General features: G+C 59.7%; 12 protein-coding genes. 9 read left to right on the top strand and 3 right to left on the bottom strand.

Annotated features, from left to right (window positions below):
• Positions 1–749: biotin/lipoyl-containing protein (locus QZ534_RS04440; RefSeq protein ID WP_296931825.1), on the top strand; the 749-nt coding region annotated here is incomplete at its 5' end.
• A gap of 76 nt (positions 750–825) precedes the next feature.
• Here QZ534_RS04440 and QZ534_RS04435 read toward each other — a convergent pair.
• Positions 826–1995 (bottom strand): acyl-CoA dehydrogenase, encoded by a 1170-nt coding sequence (locus QZ534_RS04435; RefSeq protein WP_296931823.1) that lies wholly within the window; start codon positions 1993–1995, stop codon positions 826–828.
• Between the two features lie 182 nt (positions 1996–2177).
• On the opposite strand from QZ534_RS04435, the gene QZ534_RS04430 reads away from it, so the two are divergent.
• Positions 2178–3536, top strand: a complete 1359-nt coding sequence (locus QZ534_RS04430) for a hypothetical protein (RefSeq protein ID WP_296931831.1) — start codon at positions 2178–2180, stop codon at positions 3534–3536.
• On the opposite strand, the gene QZ534_RS04425 is transcribed toward QZ534_RS04430, so the two are convergent.
• Complete coding sequence (locus QZ534_RS04425; protein WP_296931821.1) at positions 3530–4459, bottom strand: glyoxylate/hydroxypyruvate reductase A; 930 nt, start codon at positions 4457–4459, stop codon at positions 3530–3532. The two genes, QZ534_RS04430 and QZ534_RS04425, sit on opposite strands and share 7 nt — an antisense overlap.
• Before the next feature lie 276 nt (positions 4460–4735).
• Here QZ534_RS04425 and QZ534_RS04420 point away from each other — a divergent pair, with 276 nt between their 5' ends.
• The 5 genes from QZ534_RS04420 (at position 4736) to QZ534_RS04400 (ending at position 11945) form a co-directional block, all read left to right on the top strand.
• Positions 4736–5560: an IclR family transcriptional regulator gene (locus tag QZ534_RS04420; RefSeq protein ID WP_296931819.1), complete on the top strand. Its 825-nt coding sequence runs from the start codon at positions 4736–4738 to the stop codon at positions 5558–5560.
• Positions 5561–5868: 308 nt separating this feature from the next.
• Positions 5869–7962: a 3-hydroxyacyl-CoA dehydrogenase NAD-binding domain-containing protein gene (locus tag QZ534_RS04415; RefSeq protein WP_296931817.1), complete on the top strand. Its 2094-nt coding sequence runs from the start codon at positions 5869–5871 to the stop codon at positions 7960–7962.
• A gap of 193 nt (positions 7963–8155) precedes the next feature.
• Positions 8156–9340 (top strand): acetyl-CoA C-acyltransferase, encoded by a 1185-nt coding sequence (locus tag QZ534_RS04410; protein ID WP_296931815.1) that lies wholly within the window; start codon positions 8156–8158, stop codon positions 9338–9340.
• Between the two features lie 72 nt (positions 9341–9412).
• Positions 9413–10519 (top strand): Zn-dependent alcohol dehydrogenase, encoded by a 1107-nt coding sequence (locus QZ534_RS04405; RefSeq protein ID WP_296931813.1) that lies wholly within the window; start codon positions 9413–9415, stop codon positions 10517–10519.
• Positions 10520–10529: 10 nt separating this feature from the next.
• Complete coding sequence (locus QZ534_RS04400) at positions 10530–11945, top strand: aldehyde dehydrogenase family protein (protein WP_296931811.1); 1416 nt, start codon at positions 10530–10532, stop codon at positions 11943–11945.
• A gap of 196 nt (positions 11946–12141) precedes the next feature.
• Here the strand turns inward: QZ534_RS04400 and QZ534_RS04395 are convergent, their stop codons facing one another.
• Positions 12142–12723 carry a QsdR family transcriptional regulator gene (locus QZ534_RS04395; protein ID WP_296931809.1) on the bottom strand — a complete coding sequence of 194 codons (582 nt, stop codon included), beginning with the start codon at positions 12721–12723 and terminating at the stop codon, positions 12142–12144.
• Positions 12724–12883: 160 nt separating this feature from the next.
• Between QZ534_RS04395 and QZ534_RS04390 the strand changes: the two genes are divergently transcribed.
• Both QZ534_RS04390 and QZ534_RS04385 read left to right on the top strand, forming a co-directional pair.
• A complete protein-coding gene (locus QZ534_RS04390; protein ID WP_296931807.1) occupies positions 12884–13585 on the top strand; it encodes a response regulator transcription factor in 702 nt (233 codons plus the stop codon).
• Positions 13586–13587: 2 nt separating this feature from the next.
• Positions 13588–15087 (top strand): ATP-binding protein, encoded by a 1500-nt coding sequence (locus QZ534_RS04385; protein WP_296931805.1) that lies wholly within the window; start codon positions 13588–13590, stop codon positions 15085–15087.
• The last annotated feature ends 5 nt before the right edge of the window (positions 15088–15092 follow it).

The following is a 15092-nucleotide window of genomic DNA, read 5'->3' as shown; positions in this document are numbered from 1 at the left end:
TGATCAACGTGCTTGCCGGCAAGCGCTACGAGTCCATCACGAACGAGGTGAAGAAATACCTTCAGGGCTGGTATGGCCAGGCGCCCGCCGCGGTTGATAAATCGCTCCAGCAGCGCGCCGTCGGCAAGGAGGACCTGGTAGAAGAGCGCCCGGCTAACCTGATTCCACGGGAGCTGGACGAATTGCGCAAACAGGTGGGCGACCTGGCCACCAGCGAGGAGGATGTGCTCACCTACGCCATGTTCCCGGACCAGGCCAAAGCGTACCTCGAGCAGCGGCGTGACGGTACATTGCAACCGGAGCCCCTGGAGCCGATCCCCACCGGTTCTTCGGGCGGCTCGGTCTCCAGCAAGTTCAAGATCACAGTTCATGGTGAGAGCTACGATATTCACGTCACCGGCGCGAACCCCTCCGGTGAGAATGAGCGTCGTTTCTACATGACCGTCGATGGCGTTCCTGAAGAAATTCATCTGGCCTCGCTGGGTGAAGATGGCGAGGGTGCCCGGTCCAGCGGTGGCCGTGCAACCGCTACCAAGGAAGGTCACGTGACCACAAGCATGCCTGGCAACATCGTGGATGTGCTGGTGAAGGAAGGCGACGAGGTTCAGGCCGGCGATCCGGTGCTGATCATCGAGGCTATGAAGATGGAAACCGAAGTCAAAGCGACCACGGCCGGAAAGGTTGCCGGCGTGTTTATTGCCAAGGGTGACCGTGTGGTGCCCGGAGAAGTTCTGGTCGAGATCGAATAGGTTGGCCAGATCGTGATGCAAAACGGCCCCTCATCTTGAGGGGCCGTTTTCGTTTGGGAAGCTTAATCCGAGGGGATCAGCTGAACGCCTGAATGCCTGTCTGGCCTCGGCCGAGAATCAGGGCGTGGACATCGTGTGTACCTTCATAGGTGTTCACGGCCTCCAGATTCATCACGTGGCGGATCACGTGGTACTCGTCGGAAATGCCGTTGCCGCCGTGAATGTCCCGGGCAACCCGGGCGATGTCCAGCGCCTTGCCACAGTTGTTGCGCTTGAGCAACGAGATGGCATCCGGCGTTACGGTGCCGGCATCCATCATGCGGCCCAGTTGCAGAACAGCCTGCAGGCCGATGGTGATCTCGGTCTGCATATCTACCAGCTTTTTCTGGATCAGCTGGTTCGCGGCCAGGGGCTTGCCGAACTGCACGCGCTCCAGGGTGTAGTTGCGGGCCGCGTGCCAGCAGAATTCAGCCGCGCCCAGAGACCCCCAACTAATGCCGAAGCGGGCTTTGTTGAGGCAGCTGAACGGCCCCTTCAATCCTTCCACTTCCAGATGGTTTTCTTCCGGAACAAACACCTCGTCCATGAAAATGGAGCCGGTTTCCGACGCCCGCAGGGAGAACTTGCCCTGAATCTTCGGCGTGTCCAGGCCCCTGGCGCCCTCGCGCTCGATTACAAAGCCGTTCACCTTGCCGTCCAGTTTGGCCCAGACCACGCAGACATCGGCGATCGGTGAGTTGGTGATCCAGGTCTTGGAGCCACTCAGCAGGTACCCACCGTCCACTCTCTTGGCCCTGGTTTCCATGCCGCCCGGGTCGGAGCCGTGATTGGGTTCGGTCAGGCCGAAACAGCCGACGTACTCGCCCGAGGCCAGTTTGGGCAGGATGCGTTTTTTCATCGCCTCCTTGCCGTAGGAATAGATCGGGTACATGACGAGGGACGACTGAACGCTCAGGGCCGAGCGGTAGGCCGAGTCCACCCTCTCCACTTCCCGGGCAATCAGGCCGTAGCAAACATGGTTCAGCCCCGGCCCACCGTATTCTTCAGGCAGGGTCGCGCCCAGCATGCCGAGTTCACCCATCTGATTGAAGATAGAGCGATCGAACTTTTCGTGCCGGTTGGCCTCAGTGATTCCGGGCATCAGTTGCTCATCGCAGAAGCTGCGGATGCTGTCTCGGACCTGACGCTCGGTTTCGTCCAGTTGGGCGTCGAAACCCAGCAGATCATTCCAGGGTGCGGAAGCCATGTGTACTCTCCTGAAAGCGAATATCGAAAGCCCGACGCTAGGGGCGAGGGACCAATCTGTGCTATCTTTGTGTCAACGGTGTTTCATTAAGCGAAACGAAGTTTTGTAATTTGCTTCCGAAAGACTAATCCGGGTGTTATGGAAATGCAAGCAGTGTTCAAGGCTGACCAGGTGCCCCTGTGTTGACTGGTATGCTCCAGTGGTTGGTGTCCCTGGCGGTGGTTACCGAGCTGGTGGCTATTTGCCTGGAGAGCCGCGAGCTCAGTGCTGTGGCGGGCGTTATGTTTGTCGCTGCCTTTCTGGCAGGGGCCGGTCGCCTGCAGGGGTACGCCCGGATGCTGCTGATTATCGCCCTTCTGGTCCTCGGCGGCTTCGCCTGGCGCGGATCTCTCGACGCCGGACAACTGCTGAAAGCGGCGTCTGATGCGGCGTTCTATTCCGCGTTTCTCGGCAGCCTGGGCATGATGCAGTGCCTGGTGCGCCGGTTCGAGGTGTTGCGGCGGATCCACGATGTGCTGCTGGGCGGCAAGCCTATCCTGCTCTATCCCAAGTACGCCCTGGTCAGTTGTGGCGTTGCCACGGTTCTGAGCTTTGGAATGATGAACCTTCTGTGTGGAAGCCTCTCCGAAACCTTGCGGGAGCGAGGGGTTAGCGGCGACTCCCGTCTCCAGTGGTTACGCAGTGTTCTGATCAGTGCTCTGAGAGGCTTTGCCCTGGTACCTCTTGTGGCGCCTACCAGCGTAGCTGTCGCGATTCTCACCCGGGAGCTTCCGCAGTTGAGTTGGTCGCAGCTGCTGCCATTCGGAGCGGTTGCTGCAATTCTGATGGTGCTGATTGGCTGGGTGTTGGAACAGCGCCGCTTCCGCAAGGTCAGCAGTGAGCGCATCGCCGTTGAAGGCTGGCTTCCGGGCACCGGGCGCCTGCTCGCGTTGATCCTGCTGGTATTCACGGTGATGGCGGGCCTGGTGGCGACGACCGGTTTCAAGGTGTCGGTGGCGGCCATGTTGTCGGTGCCCACCGTAACGCTGCTTTACATGCTCTGGCAGGAGCGGGCGCTAATGCCGGTTTTGAAGGAGGGCGCGGGCCAGGTATGGGCCATGCAGAATGAAATGGCCATTTTTGCCGCCTCTGCCATCCTGGGGGTTGCCCTGTCTGCGGTCATTCCGGCGGATGCGCTTGCTGGCCTTGTCGCCACTGGTGGTGGCGTGTTCCTGGTCGCCGTTGTTGGCATGCTGATGCTGCCCATGTTCTCCATGATCGGCATCATTCCCATCACGGTTCTGAGCGTCCAGGCGGGTTTGCTGCCCCAGCTGGTGGCCGAAGGAATGGCCCTGCTGCCGGTCGCTGTGGCGCTGGTCATCGGCTTTTCCCTGGCCATGATGCTGTCGCCTTTTGGCCCCTCGGTCATGCTGCTGTCCCGGTTCGGGCAGATCTCACGGTGGGTTGTGGCGTTTCGCTGGAATGGCCTGTTTGCGCTGATCGCGCTGCCAGTGCTTTTGATGCTGACAGCGCTGGTGGCCTGGCTGGCGCCGGGTCAGTAGCCCCGGTCGGTATCCACAATCCCCGAGATGGCGCGCCCGGCGGCATGATCACGGATCTTGCCGGTGATCTGCTCAATGGTCGCATCCCGAAGGGTCCGGGCCGAGATGTGCGGGGTGATGGTGATCTCTTTCCGTTGCCAGAATGGATGCCCCTCTGGCAGGGGTTCCTTGCGGAACACATCCAGGGAGGCACGCAGCAGTTTGCCCTCGTCCAACGCCCGAAGCAGGTCCCCCTCAACCAGGTGTTCGCCCCGGCCAACATTGATCAGCACGGCACCCGGCTGGAGCTGGCTCAGCAGATCATAGTTGATGATGTCCCGGGTCTCATCGGTCAGGGGCAATGTGTTGACCAGAACCCGGGTGGTTTGAAGGAAGTCGCCCAGTTGGTCCTGGCCGGCATAGGTGCTGACACCCTCCACGCTGTGTTCGCTGCGGGCCCAGCCGCTCACCCGGTAATCCAGATTGGCCAGCGTGCCAGCAACCCGCTTGCCGATGTGGCCCAGCCCCATGACACCCACCGGCCACTCGCTGCGTTTGATCGGGCGATGGATTTTCCAGATACCCTGGCGCTGCTGCTCCCGGTAGGTTTCCATCTCGCGGCTGGCTTCCAGTAGTTGATGCAGCACGTATTCTGCCATCTGTACCGACATGCCCGCGTCTTCGAGGCGAACAATCGTGAGGTCTTGCGGCAGATTGGCAACCTTGAGCAGGCCGTCGATACCGGCTCCCAGGTTGAACACCGCCTTCAAATGTTTCTCCCGCTCGAACAGCGCTTCAGGGGGCTGCCACACAATGGCGTAATCGGCGTCCACGGACGGCCCCTCCGGATCCCAGACGAAAATCTCTGCATCCGGCAACTGCGCCTGGATAGGCGCTGTCCAGCGTTCAGGCTTCGGGTCGCCTGCCACAAAAAGAATCTTCATTTTGCCTCCGGGGGTCGCCACAGGATTCGTTGGCTGTTAGTTTGTTTTGCAATGCAGAACAGAAAAACGGATAAATTCGGAAAAGTCGGTACACGATACCGCCTTGCGATTCCGAATTTGAAACATATGTGCCAAGTGTTTCATATTTGGTACGGATTTTGAAAAGACTTTCTGGTACTTGATTTCTGCAGCGATTAAAATGATGAATCCTTGATTATTCACCATATTAATACACCGGTTACCGGAGCGGGCGACGCGGTTGGAGGACGTCCCATTATGGCAGGAAAAAAGCAGATCTCACCCGAACTGACAGTGGCCTCCACTGACGGTGAGCCCGTGAAGCCGGAGAAAGACCGCAAGTTTGTCGAGGCCCTGTCCCGCGGCCTGGACGTACTCCGCGCCTTCAGCCAGGGGCCTGTCATCCTGGGTAACCAGGACATCGCACGGATCACCGGGCTGCCCAAGCCCACTGTGTCGCGGATGACCTACACCCTCACCAAGCTTGGATACCTCAGCTACAACACCCAGTTGGAGAAGTATCAGTTGAGCTCCGGCGTTCTGGCGCTGGGTTACGCCTACGTCTCCAACCTCAAGGTTCGCCAGCTGGCCAAGCCCTACATGGACGAATTCGCCCGCCAGACCAACATGTCGGTTGGTCTGACCTGCCGGGATCGGTTGCACATGATCTACGTGGAAAACCGCCTGCCACCGGAGGCCTCCCTGCTGCGGATGGACATCGGCCTGAAACTGCCCATGGCCACCACCTCCGCCGGCCGCGCCTACTACTGCGCCATCAGCGACAAGGCACGCCTTGTCATTGACGACGCCATGGCTGCCAAATTCGGCGACGACTGGCCCGAGAAAAAGGCCGGCCTCGACCAGGCCATGAAGGATTACAAGGAGCACGGCTTCTGCCTGTCCATCGGCGAGTGGGACCGCAATATCAACTCCGCCGGCGTGCCCATCCACCTGCAGGACGGCACCATCATGGCGTTGACCTGCGCCGCACCGTCCTACCTGGTGCCGGCAGAAAAGCTTCGGGGTTCCATTGCCCATCAGCTCGCAATGCTGGCAGGCGATATCGAATCGCTGGGTGTATGATTGTCCGGACCTTGGTGAAGGAGCCGGCGGGCAGGGCTTTCCGAAACACGCTGTAAATACATCCCTGTACGCTCTGTTCCGCCATCCCTGGCTCCACAAGGTTTCGGAAAGCCCTGCCCGCCACCTCCCAGACTTCGTGTGCGGACCTCGTACTGATGTATTGCCGCTATGAAAACCGCAGAGGAACCTCCGCGGTTTTTTAATGCCTGAAATTCTGGGATGGTTGAAACCCCGGAAGAACTTGTATTAAATCGTACGCATGTTTCGCTAGTTAAAACCACATTTCAGAACCAATGCGAGGAGAAATCATGTCTGAGGTCGTTAGCTATAACCGGGAAGGCAACATCGGCGTTATTACCGTGAACTACCCGCCGGTAAACGCCCTCGGCCAGGCTGTTCGTTCCGGTCTGCTCGCAGCCCTGGAGCAGGGCCAGAAAGATGCGGAGGCCAAGGCGCTTCTGCTGGTATGCGAAGGGCGCACCTTTATCGCCGGCGCCGACATCCGTGAGTTCGGCAAACCCATGCAGGAGCCCACCCTGCCGACACTGGTAAACACCTTTGAAAACAGCGACAAGCCCTTGGTCGCCGCCATCCATGGCACGGCCCTGGGTGGCGGCCTGGAAACCGCTTTGAGCTGCCACTACCGGGTTGCCGTCAGCAGTGCCAAGGTCGGTCTGCCGGAAGTGAAGCTGGGCCTTCTGCCCGGCGCCGGCGGCACCCAGCGGCTGCCGCGTCTGACCGGTGCCCGTAAAGCGCTGGAAATGATCACCACCGGCGACTTTGTGGGTGCCCGTGATGCCCTGGCCCTCGGCATTCTCGATGCCGTGGAAGAAAGCGACGATATCCGCGCAGTGGGTATGGCCTATGCCCAGAAAGTGATCGATGAAGGCAAGCCGGTGCGCCGTGTTCGCGATATTACCGACAAAGTCGAGGCGGACAAGGGCAGCGATGTCTTCGACCAGTTCCGTGAGGAACTCAAGAAGCGGGCCCGGGGCCTGTTCTCTCCGTTCAAGTGTGTCGACGCTGTGGAAGCGGCGTTCAATCTGCCGTTTGACGAGGGCATGAAGCGAGAGCGGGAACTGTTCATGGAGTGCATGGAATCGCCCCAGCGCGCCGGCCTGATCCATTCGTTCTTCGGGGAGCGTGAGGTCTCCAAGGTCAAGGGGCTGCCCAAGGATACGCCGGTTCGTGACGTGAAGAGCGTTGGCATCATCGGTGCCGGGACCATGGGTGGCGGTATTGCCATGAACTTCGTCAACGTGGGTATTCCGGTCACCATCGTCGAGGTCAAACAGGAGGCCCTCGATAAGGGTCTGGCCATTATCCGTCGTAACTATGAGAACTCCGCCAAGAAGGGCAAGCTGACCCAGGAGCAGGTGGAGCAGCGCATGGCACTGATCACCCCGAGCCTGACCTATGACGATTTCCGGGACGTTGACCTGGTGATCGAGGCGGTGTTCGAAAACATGGCCATCAAGAAGGAAATCTTTGCCAAGCTTGATGAGGTCTGCAAGCCGGGTGCGATTCTGGCGTCCAACACCTCAACCCTGGATATCGACGAGATTGCGTCTGCCACCAAGCGACCGGAAGACGTGGTGGGCATGCACTTCTTCAGCCCGGCCAATGTGATGAAGCTGCTGGAGAACGTGCGCGGCAGCAAGACCTCCGACGAGGTGAAGGCCACGGTGATGGCGGTTGCCAAAAAGATCAAGAAAGTGGGCGTCATGGTGGGCAACTGCTACGGCTTCGTCGGCAACCGGATGCTCCACAAGCGCGGCACTGAAGCCATGTCCCTAGTGGACGAGGGCGCCACCCCGCAGCAGGTCGACAAGGTTCTGACCGACCTTGGTTTCCCCATGGGCCAGTTTGCGATGTCCGATCTGGCCGGGATCGATGTGGGTTACCGGATTCGCGAAGAGCGCCGCAAGGCTGGCGAAGACATTCCCGCCAGCTGGATGGATAAGCTCGCCGAGCAGGGCCGCCTTGGTCAGAAGACCCAGGCAGGTGTATACAAGTATGAGGAAGGCAGCCGCAAACCAATTCCGGATCCGGAGGTGGAGCAGCTGATCGAGCAGTTCCGCAAGGAGCAGGGGATCACGCCTCGGGAGATTACCGACCAGGAGATCCTTGAGCGCTGCATGTATGTGATGGTCAACGAGGGCGCCAAGATCCTGGAGGAAGGCATTGCCGATCGCCCGATCGATATCGACATTGTCTGGATCTACGGCTACGGTTTCCCGGCCTATCGTGGTGGCCCCATGTTCTGGGCCGACCAGGAAGGTCTGGACACCATCCTGTCAGCGGTGAAGAAGTATCAGGATACCGTTGGTGGCGAGCAGTGGGAGCCGGCGGCTCTGCTTGAGAAGTTGGTCAGCGAAGGCAAGAAATTCGGCGATCTATAACTCTGGGAATTTTGTGGCTGGTCGCGCGGCGGGGTGTCTTTACACCCCACGACCGATTTAACTAAATGCTTTGACCTGTAGGTCGGATTAGGCGAAGCCGTAATCCGACAACCAGAGGTAAACGGTCAACTCCATGTCGGGTTACGGCTTCGCCTGACCCGACCTACATGTTTCGAATAATGAGGGCATTGTTATGTCTGATGCAGTCATCGTTTCCACCGCCCGTACCGGCCTCGGTAAATCTTATCGGGGCTCCCTGAACAACACCCACAGCGTTGATCTGGCGGGGCATGTGATCAAACACGCCGTCGATCGTGCCGGTATCGATCCGGCTATCGTGGAAGATGTGATCATGGGTGCGGCCTTCCAGGAAGGCGCCCAGGGCCGGAATATCGCCCGTCTGGCGGCGATTCGCGCGGGGCTGCCGGTAACTACGGCAGGTTTTTCCATTAACCGGTTCTGCAGCTCGGGTTTGCAGTCCATTGCCCTGGCCGCCCAGCGGGTTGTGTCCGAGAAGGTGCCGGCCATGGTGGCCGGGGGCGTTGAGTCCATTTCTCTGGTGCAGAACGAGAAGATCAACAGCTTTCACGCCACTAACGAGTGGCTGATGAAGAACAAGCCGGAGCTGTACCTGTCGATGATCGAGACGGCGGACATTGTCGCCAAGCGCTACAACGTCAGCCGTGAAGCCCAGGATGAGTACTCACTGGTTTCCCAGCAGCGCACGGCGGCGGCCCAGCAGGCCGGCAAGTTCGATGATGAGATCGTGCCTTTCGACGCCACTATGCTGGTCAAGGACAAGGAAACCGGCCAGGTCAGCGAAAAGCAGGTAACCCTGACCGGTGACGAATGCAATCGCCCGAACACGACCCTTGAGGGTCTGGCGGGCCTGGAGCCAGTACGCGGCCCTGAGCAGTTCATCACGGCGGGCAATGCCAGCCAGCTGTCGGACGGAGCCTCCGTGTGCACGGTGATGAACAGCACCTATGCCGAGAAGCACAACATCGAACCCATGGGCATTTTCCGGGGCTTCGCCGTTGCAGGCTGCGAGCCGGATGAGATGGGCATCGGCCCGGTTTTCGCAGTTCCCCGGCTGCTCGAACGCGCCGGCCTGACCATGGACGACATTGATCTGTGGGAACTGAACGAGGCCTTTGCCTCACAGGTGGTGTATTGCCGTGACCGCCTTGGCATTCCGATGGAGAAGCTGAACGTCAACGGCGGTTCCATTTCCATCGGCCACCCGTTCGGTGTGACCGGCTCCCGCCAGACAGGCCATGCCCTGATCGAGGGCAAGCGCCGTGGGGCGAAATACGTGGTAGTTACCATGTGCATCGGTGGCGGCCAGGGTGCTGCCGGCCTGTTTGAAGTGGTTTGAAACCGGCCCATATGAAATCGGGGTCAGAAGAACGCTTTCTTCTGACCCCTTGTTCACCAAAAGGGGAGATTCATGGACAGACAAGCAAAAGCCGTCGTCTGCCGGGAATGGGGGCAGCCCGTTCAGGTTGAAACCATCACGGTGGAAGGCCCCAAGCGGGATGAGGTCACCATCAAGATCGCGGCCTGCGGCGTCTGCCACAGCGATCTGTCTGCCACCACGGGCAAGATTCCCTATCCGCCTCCCCTTGTATTAGGGCACGAAGCTGCCGGCGTGGTTGTCGAAGTGGGTGAGGGCGTCACGGCCTTCAAGGAAGGCGACCATGTAGTGAGCACGTTTATCTCCATGTGTGGCAAATGCCGCCAGTGTGTCCGTGGCCGCCCGGTGTTGTGTGAGAACGCCCGCAAGGCCATGTTCAACCTGCCCGATGGCACCGTCAGAACCAAAGGCGCAGACGGCGAGCCCCTGAACGTCTTTGGCGCCTGCGGCGTGATGGCGGAGTTCGCTACCATGCACGTTGACAACTGTGTCAAGGTGGACGAAGCGGTGCCGATGCAGAACGCTGCCCTGGTAGGCTGCGCTGTGATGACCGGTGTCGGCGCCGTGTTCAATACTGCAAAACTGGAACCCGGTTCCCGTGCTGCTGTGTTTGGTATTGGTGGCGTCGGCCTGAATGCCATACAGGGCTGTGCCACCGCCGGCGCCGAGATGATCGTGGCGGTGGACAGCAACCCGAAGAAGCTGGAGATGGCGAGAGAATTCGGGGCCACGCACACCGTCAATATCAATGAGGTGGAAGACGCAGCCAAGGCGGTCAAGAAAATGACCGGCGGCGTCGACTACGCCTTCGAATGCGTCGGCGCCGGGCCCGTGGTCGAGCAGGCCTACAAGAGTCTGGGTCGTGGCGGGACCGCCGTAGTGGTAGGGGTATCGGATCCGAAGGACAAGACCTCGCTGACTACCCTGACTCTGCCAGCGGACGAGCGCACGCTTAAAGGCAGCTGGCTGGGCTCGGCCAGGCCGCAGCACGATTTTCCCAGAATCCTGGGCCTTTACAGGGCTGGTAAACTCAAGCTGGACGAACTGGTTACCCGAACCTACCCCATAGAAGAAGCCGCGCAGGCGTTCGACGATATGGTGGCCGGCAAGAATGCCCGGGGCGTAATAGTATTTGATTGAGGTGAAACGCATGAACGAACTGAACAGGAACTACATCAACGGCCAATGGGTTAGCTGGGCCGGCGACATGATCGACGTTCACGAGGCAGGCACCGGTGAGGTGATTGCCCGGGTGCCTGCTGCCGGCGCCGACGAAATGGAACAGGCCATTGCCGCCGCCGATGCGGCGTTTGAAAGCTGGTCTGAAAGCACCGTGGAAGAACGGATCAAGGTGCTGGAGCAGCTGCACGCGGGACTGAAAGAGCGGGGTGGGGAAATTGCGGAGACGGTCTGCCGTGAAGTGGGCATGCCCATCAAACTGGCTACGCCGATCCAGGCCGGTATGCCGGCTGCGGTGACCAAGAGCTACCTGAAACTGCTGCCGGAGTTTGAATTCACCGAGCAATCCGGTAACTCCGAGGTGCAATACGCTCCGGTGGGAGTGGTTGGCTGCATTACCCCCTGGAACTACCCGCTGCACCAGGTGATCCTGAAAATCGTCCCGGCGATTGCAGCAGGTTGTACCGTGGTGCTCAAGCCCTCGGAAATTGCGCCCCAGACGGCGTTTATTCTGGCCGAGATCCTGGACGGTACCGACTTGCCCAAGGGCGTGTTCAACATGGTGTGCGGCTATGGCCACACAGTGGGAGATACCCTGATCAAGCATCCGGATGTGCGAATGGTGTCGTTCACCGGCTCCACCCGCACCGGCAACCTGATTGCCCACGCGGCCGCCGACGATTTCAAACGGATTGCCCTCGAAATGGGCGGCAAATCCGCATCCGTCATCCTCCCGGACGCCGACCTGGCGGGCGCGGTAAAAGGCACAGTGAACAACTGCCTGCTGAACTCTGGCCAGACCTGCACCGCACTCACCCGCATGCTGGTCCCGGCCGACAAGCACGATGAAGCCTGTGAACTGGCCGCCGCGGCTGTGGCTAAAATGACGCCAGGTAACCCGCTGGAAGAAACCACAAGGTTGGGGCCGCTGTCCTCAGCCCAGCAACGTGACAAGGTCATCGACTACATCAAACTGGGTATCCAGGAAGGTGCCAAGCTCATCGCCGGTGGGCCGGAAGCGCCCGAGGGTTGTGAGAAGGGTTACTTCGTCAAGGCGACCGTCTTTGGCAACGTCAAACCGGACAGCCGTATTGCCCAGGAAGAGATCTTCGGGCCCGTGCTGTGCGTGATCCCGTACAACGATGAAGCCGAGGCGGTGAAGATCGCCAACGGCACCGAGTATGGCCTGTCAGGTGCAGTCTGGTCCGGCGACGACGCCAAGGCCAAGAAAATTGCCAGCAAGCTGCGCACTGGTCAGGTATTCGTGAACGGTGGCGCGTTCAACCCGATGGCACCGTTCGGCGGGTTTGGCCACTCTGGTATTGGCCGCGAATTCGGCAAGTGGGGACTGGAGGAGTTTCTGGAAGTTCGCTCGCTTCAGCTGTAATAGCTGTAGCCTGGTGTCGGGTTAGGGCTCTGCCTAACCCGACCTACTGTGAGGATCGAATGTCGTTCGGTGTCGGGTTACGGCTTTGCCTAACCCGACCTACTGTGATGTTGAGCATGCAGTATGTAGGTCGGATTAGGCGAAGCCGTAATCCGACTGCCCCCGCCGCGGGGCCGGCCACCAAAGCGTGTCAGCCTCAGGCCTTCCCCCCAAGCAAAATCCGCACGGCCGTACAGGCATCCTCCAACTCCGCCTCCCTTGGCTCACGGCCGGCGATGATATCGCTGTATAGGCAGGATTCGGCCAGCCTAATCATGAAGTAAGACAGACTGAAGATGTTCATCGGCGGCTTGATATGCCCGGCCGCTACCTGGTCTTTCAGCATCCGCGTGTTGGTCTCGACCGTGCGGGTGTGCAGGATCGACTGGGACGAGGTAAGGATTTTCAGGGCGTATTCCGGATCCTGGTTAATGAAGCGCCGCAGCGGCTCGAAGTGCAGGATGGTGGAATTGGTGCGCCGGTACACGCCGACGATGTAGTCCACGCCCACGCCGGGGGTTTCCGCCATGGCCTGGCGCCAGAGTGGTTCATACAGGGACCAGAGAATCTCGCCGATTAGAAGGTCCTTGTTGCCCACCCAGCGAAACAGGGTGGCGCGGCCAATTCCGAGCTCATCAGCCAGTGGCGCCAGGTGAATGCGCTCACCCTTGAGCCACATGCGACGTGCCCGCTTGAACGCGTCGGCGGGTGTTGCCCTGGTAACGGTCTTGTCTGCCACTGAAACCTCATGCCCGAATTTGGATTCATTTTAACGACTAAACCCGGAGCCGGCTATGCGCGCGGTTTCGACAGCCTGTGATGGTTTTGTGAACTTTTCTGCCTACACTCTGCTCTGAATGCACCGAAAGCCATCGGCGACAGCAGTGAGCCCCGAGACCATGATACGAACGGTACTGATTATTGAAGACAACCCGGGCATCGGTGAGCTGGTGCGTATGCAGGTGTCGGATCTGGGGATGAAGGCCGTTCTGATGGATCGGGGTGACACCGGTCTGGAGCGGTTCCGTGAGGGTGGCGTTGACCTGGTGATTCTGGATCTGATGCTGCCTGGCCTGGATGGCCTGTCGGTATGCCGGGAGATACGGGCCTGCCCGGGCTACGTGCCTGTTCTGATGCTGACGGCGAAGAGCACGGAACTGGATCGGGTTCTGGGGCTGGAAATGGGGGCCGACGACTACCTCACGAAGCCGTTCAGCGTGGCGGAGCTGGCGGCCCGCATCAAAGCCCTGTTTCGCCGGGTGGACGCTCTCTCTCACGGCTCCTCAGACAGCAAAGAAGTGGAAGAGATTCAGGTTGACGGACTGAAAATCGATCCGGTTCGCCGCCGGGTTTTTGTGGATGATCGGGAAGTGGATCTGACGGCCCGTGAGTTTGATCTGCTCTGGCACTTTGCTTCCCATCGGGGCCGGGTGTTCAGCCGGGCCCAGTTGCTCGATGCGGTCTGGGGCTACAACCATGAGGGCTACGAGCACACGGTGAACACGCACATCAACCGCCTGCGTAACAAGATCGAAACCGACCCCGCCGAGCCCCGGTACGTCCAGACCGTCTGGGGTGTTGGCTATCGGTTCATGGATTAGCTATGGCTTTGTCTGTCTTCCGTACCCTCTATGCCCGGCTGGCCATTGGCCTGTTCCTGCTACTGCTGGTGGTGGGAGGGCTCTTCACCTTTCTGAGTCTGTCTTCGGTGCGGGAATACTCGGCAGCGGTCAACCAGCAACTGAACCGCGACCTCGCCCGTAATCTGGTGTCGGACCGAAACCTGGTAACCGATGGCGAACTCAACCGCGATGCCCTGAAGCAGCTCTTCGAGCTGTACATGACGATCAATCCCAGCATCGAAATCTATCTGCTGGATACCGACGGCAACATCCTTTCCTACTCGGCGGACCCGAACAAGATCAAGCGGAACCGGGTGTCCCTGGCGCCCATCCGGACCCTGCTCGAAAATCCCGAAGCCTATCCGCTGCCCGGTGATGACCCGCGCAGCCATGACCGGCGAAAAGTCTTCTCGGTCACGCCGGTGCCTTCGGAAGACGATCCAACGGGCTACCTGTACGTTGTTTTGAGGGGCGAGGAGTACGATCTGGCCGAGAGCATGGTGCACAGTAACCGGCTCCTGCAGATGGGCGCAGGTGCACTCGCCGTAAGCCTGTTTGTCGGTTTGCTGGCTGGCCTGGTGTTTTTCCGGCTGCTGACGCGTCGGCTGTCGCGGCTGACCGACCGGGTGGAATCCTTCGAGCGGGGAATGTTGTCGGAGAACACGGCGGCGGTTGCTGGCAAGGGTGATGACATTGATTACCTTGCCGCCCGGTTTGATCAGATGGCCCAGAGGATTGTTGCCCAGCTGGATCTTCTGAAACACAAGGATGCCCAGCGCCGGCAACTGGTTGCTCAGGTCTCTCATGACCTGAGAACGCCCCTGGCATCCATTCAGGGTTACATTGAAGCCTTGCGACTGAAACAGGACACGCTTGGCGCCGATGAGCGTGCCCGCTTTCTTGATGTGGCCCTGGCCGAGAGCCACCGGCTTGGTCGTCTGGTTGAAGAATTGTTTGAGCTTGCGGCGCTGGATGCCCGGGAAAAACAGCCGAAGACCGAACCGTTTGTGGTTGCCGAACTCCTGCATGATGTGGTGCAGAAACATCAGCCGGAGGCGGAGCGAGCGGGTGTTGACCTGTCGATTGTCTCCGTGGCGCCGGTCCGGGTGCTGGCGGACATCGCCATGACCGAGCGGGTACTGGATAACCTGATCAGCAACGCCATCAGTCATTCGCCACAGGACACAGAGATCACACTGAGCGTTGCCGAACGGGACGGCGGGGCTGAGATTACCGTCGCGGACGCTGGCCCCGGCATCGATGATGCAGACCTGGAAAACATCTTCGAACCTTTCTATCAGGCCGCAGGCGCTTCGAGGACGGGGCATGCGGGGCTTGGGCTTGCCATTGCCCAGAGAATGGTTTCAGTGCAGCAGGGAAAACTCTCTGTCCGAAATGCCAACGGTGCCGTTTTCACCGTCTGGCTGCCTCTGATCGGTGACATGGCCGCGCCGGGCGAAGAAAAATCCACAGCGTTATGAATTCG

Source organism: uncultured Marinobacter sp. (assembly GCF_913055835.1).
Classification (GTDB): domain Bacteria; phylum Pseudomonadota; class Gammaproteobacteria; order Pseudomonadales; family Oleiphilaceae; genus Marinobacter.
Note: the sequence above shows the minus strand (reverse complement) of the source record. Positions and strands in the feature narration are given on the sequence as shown.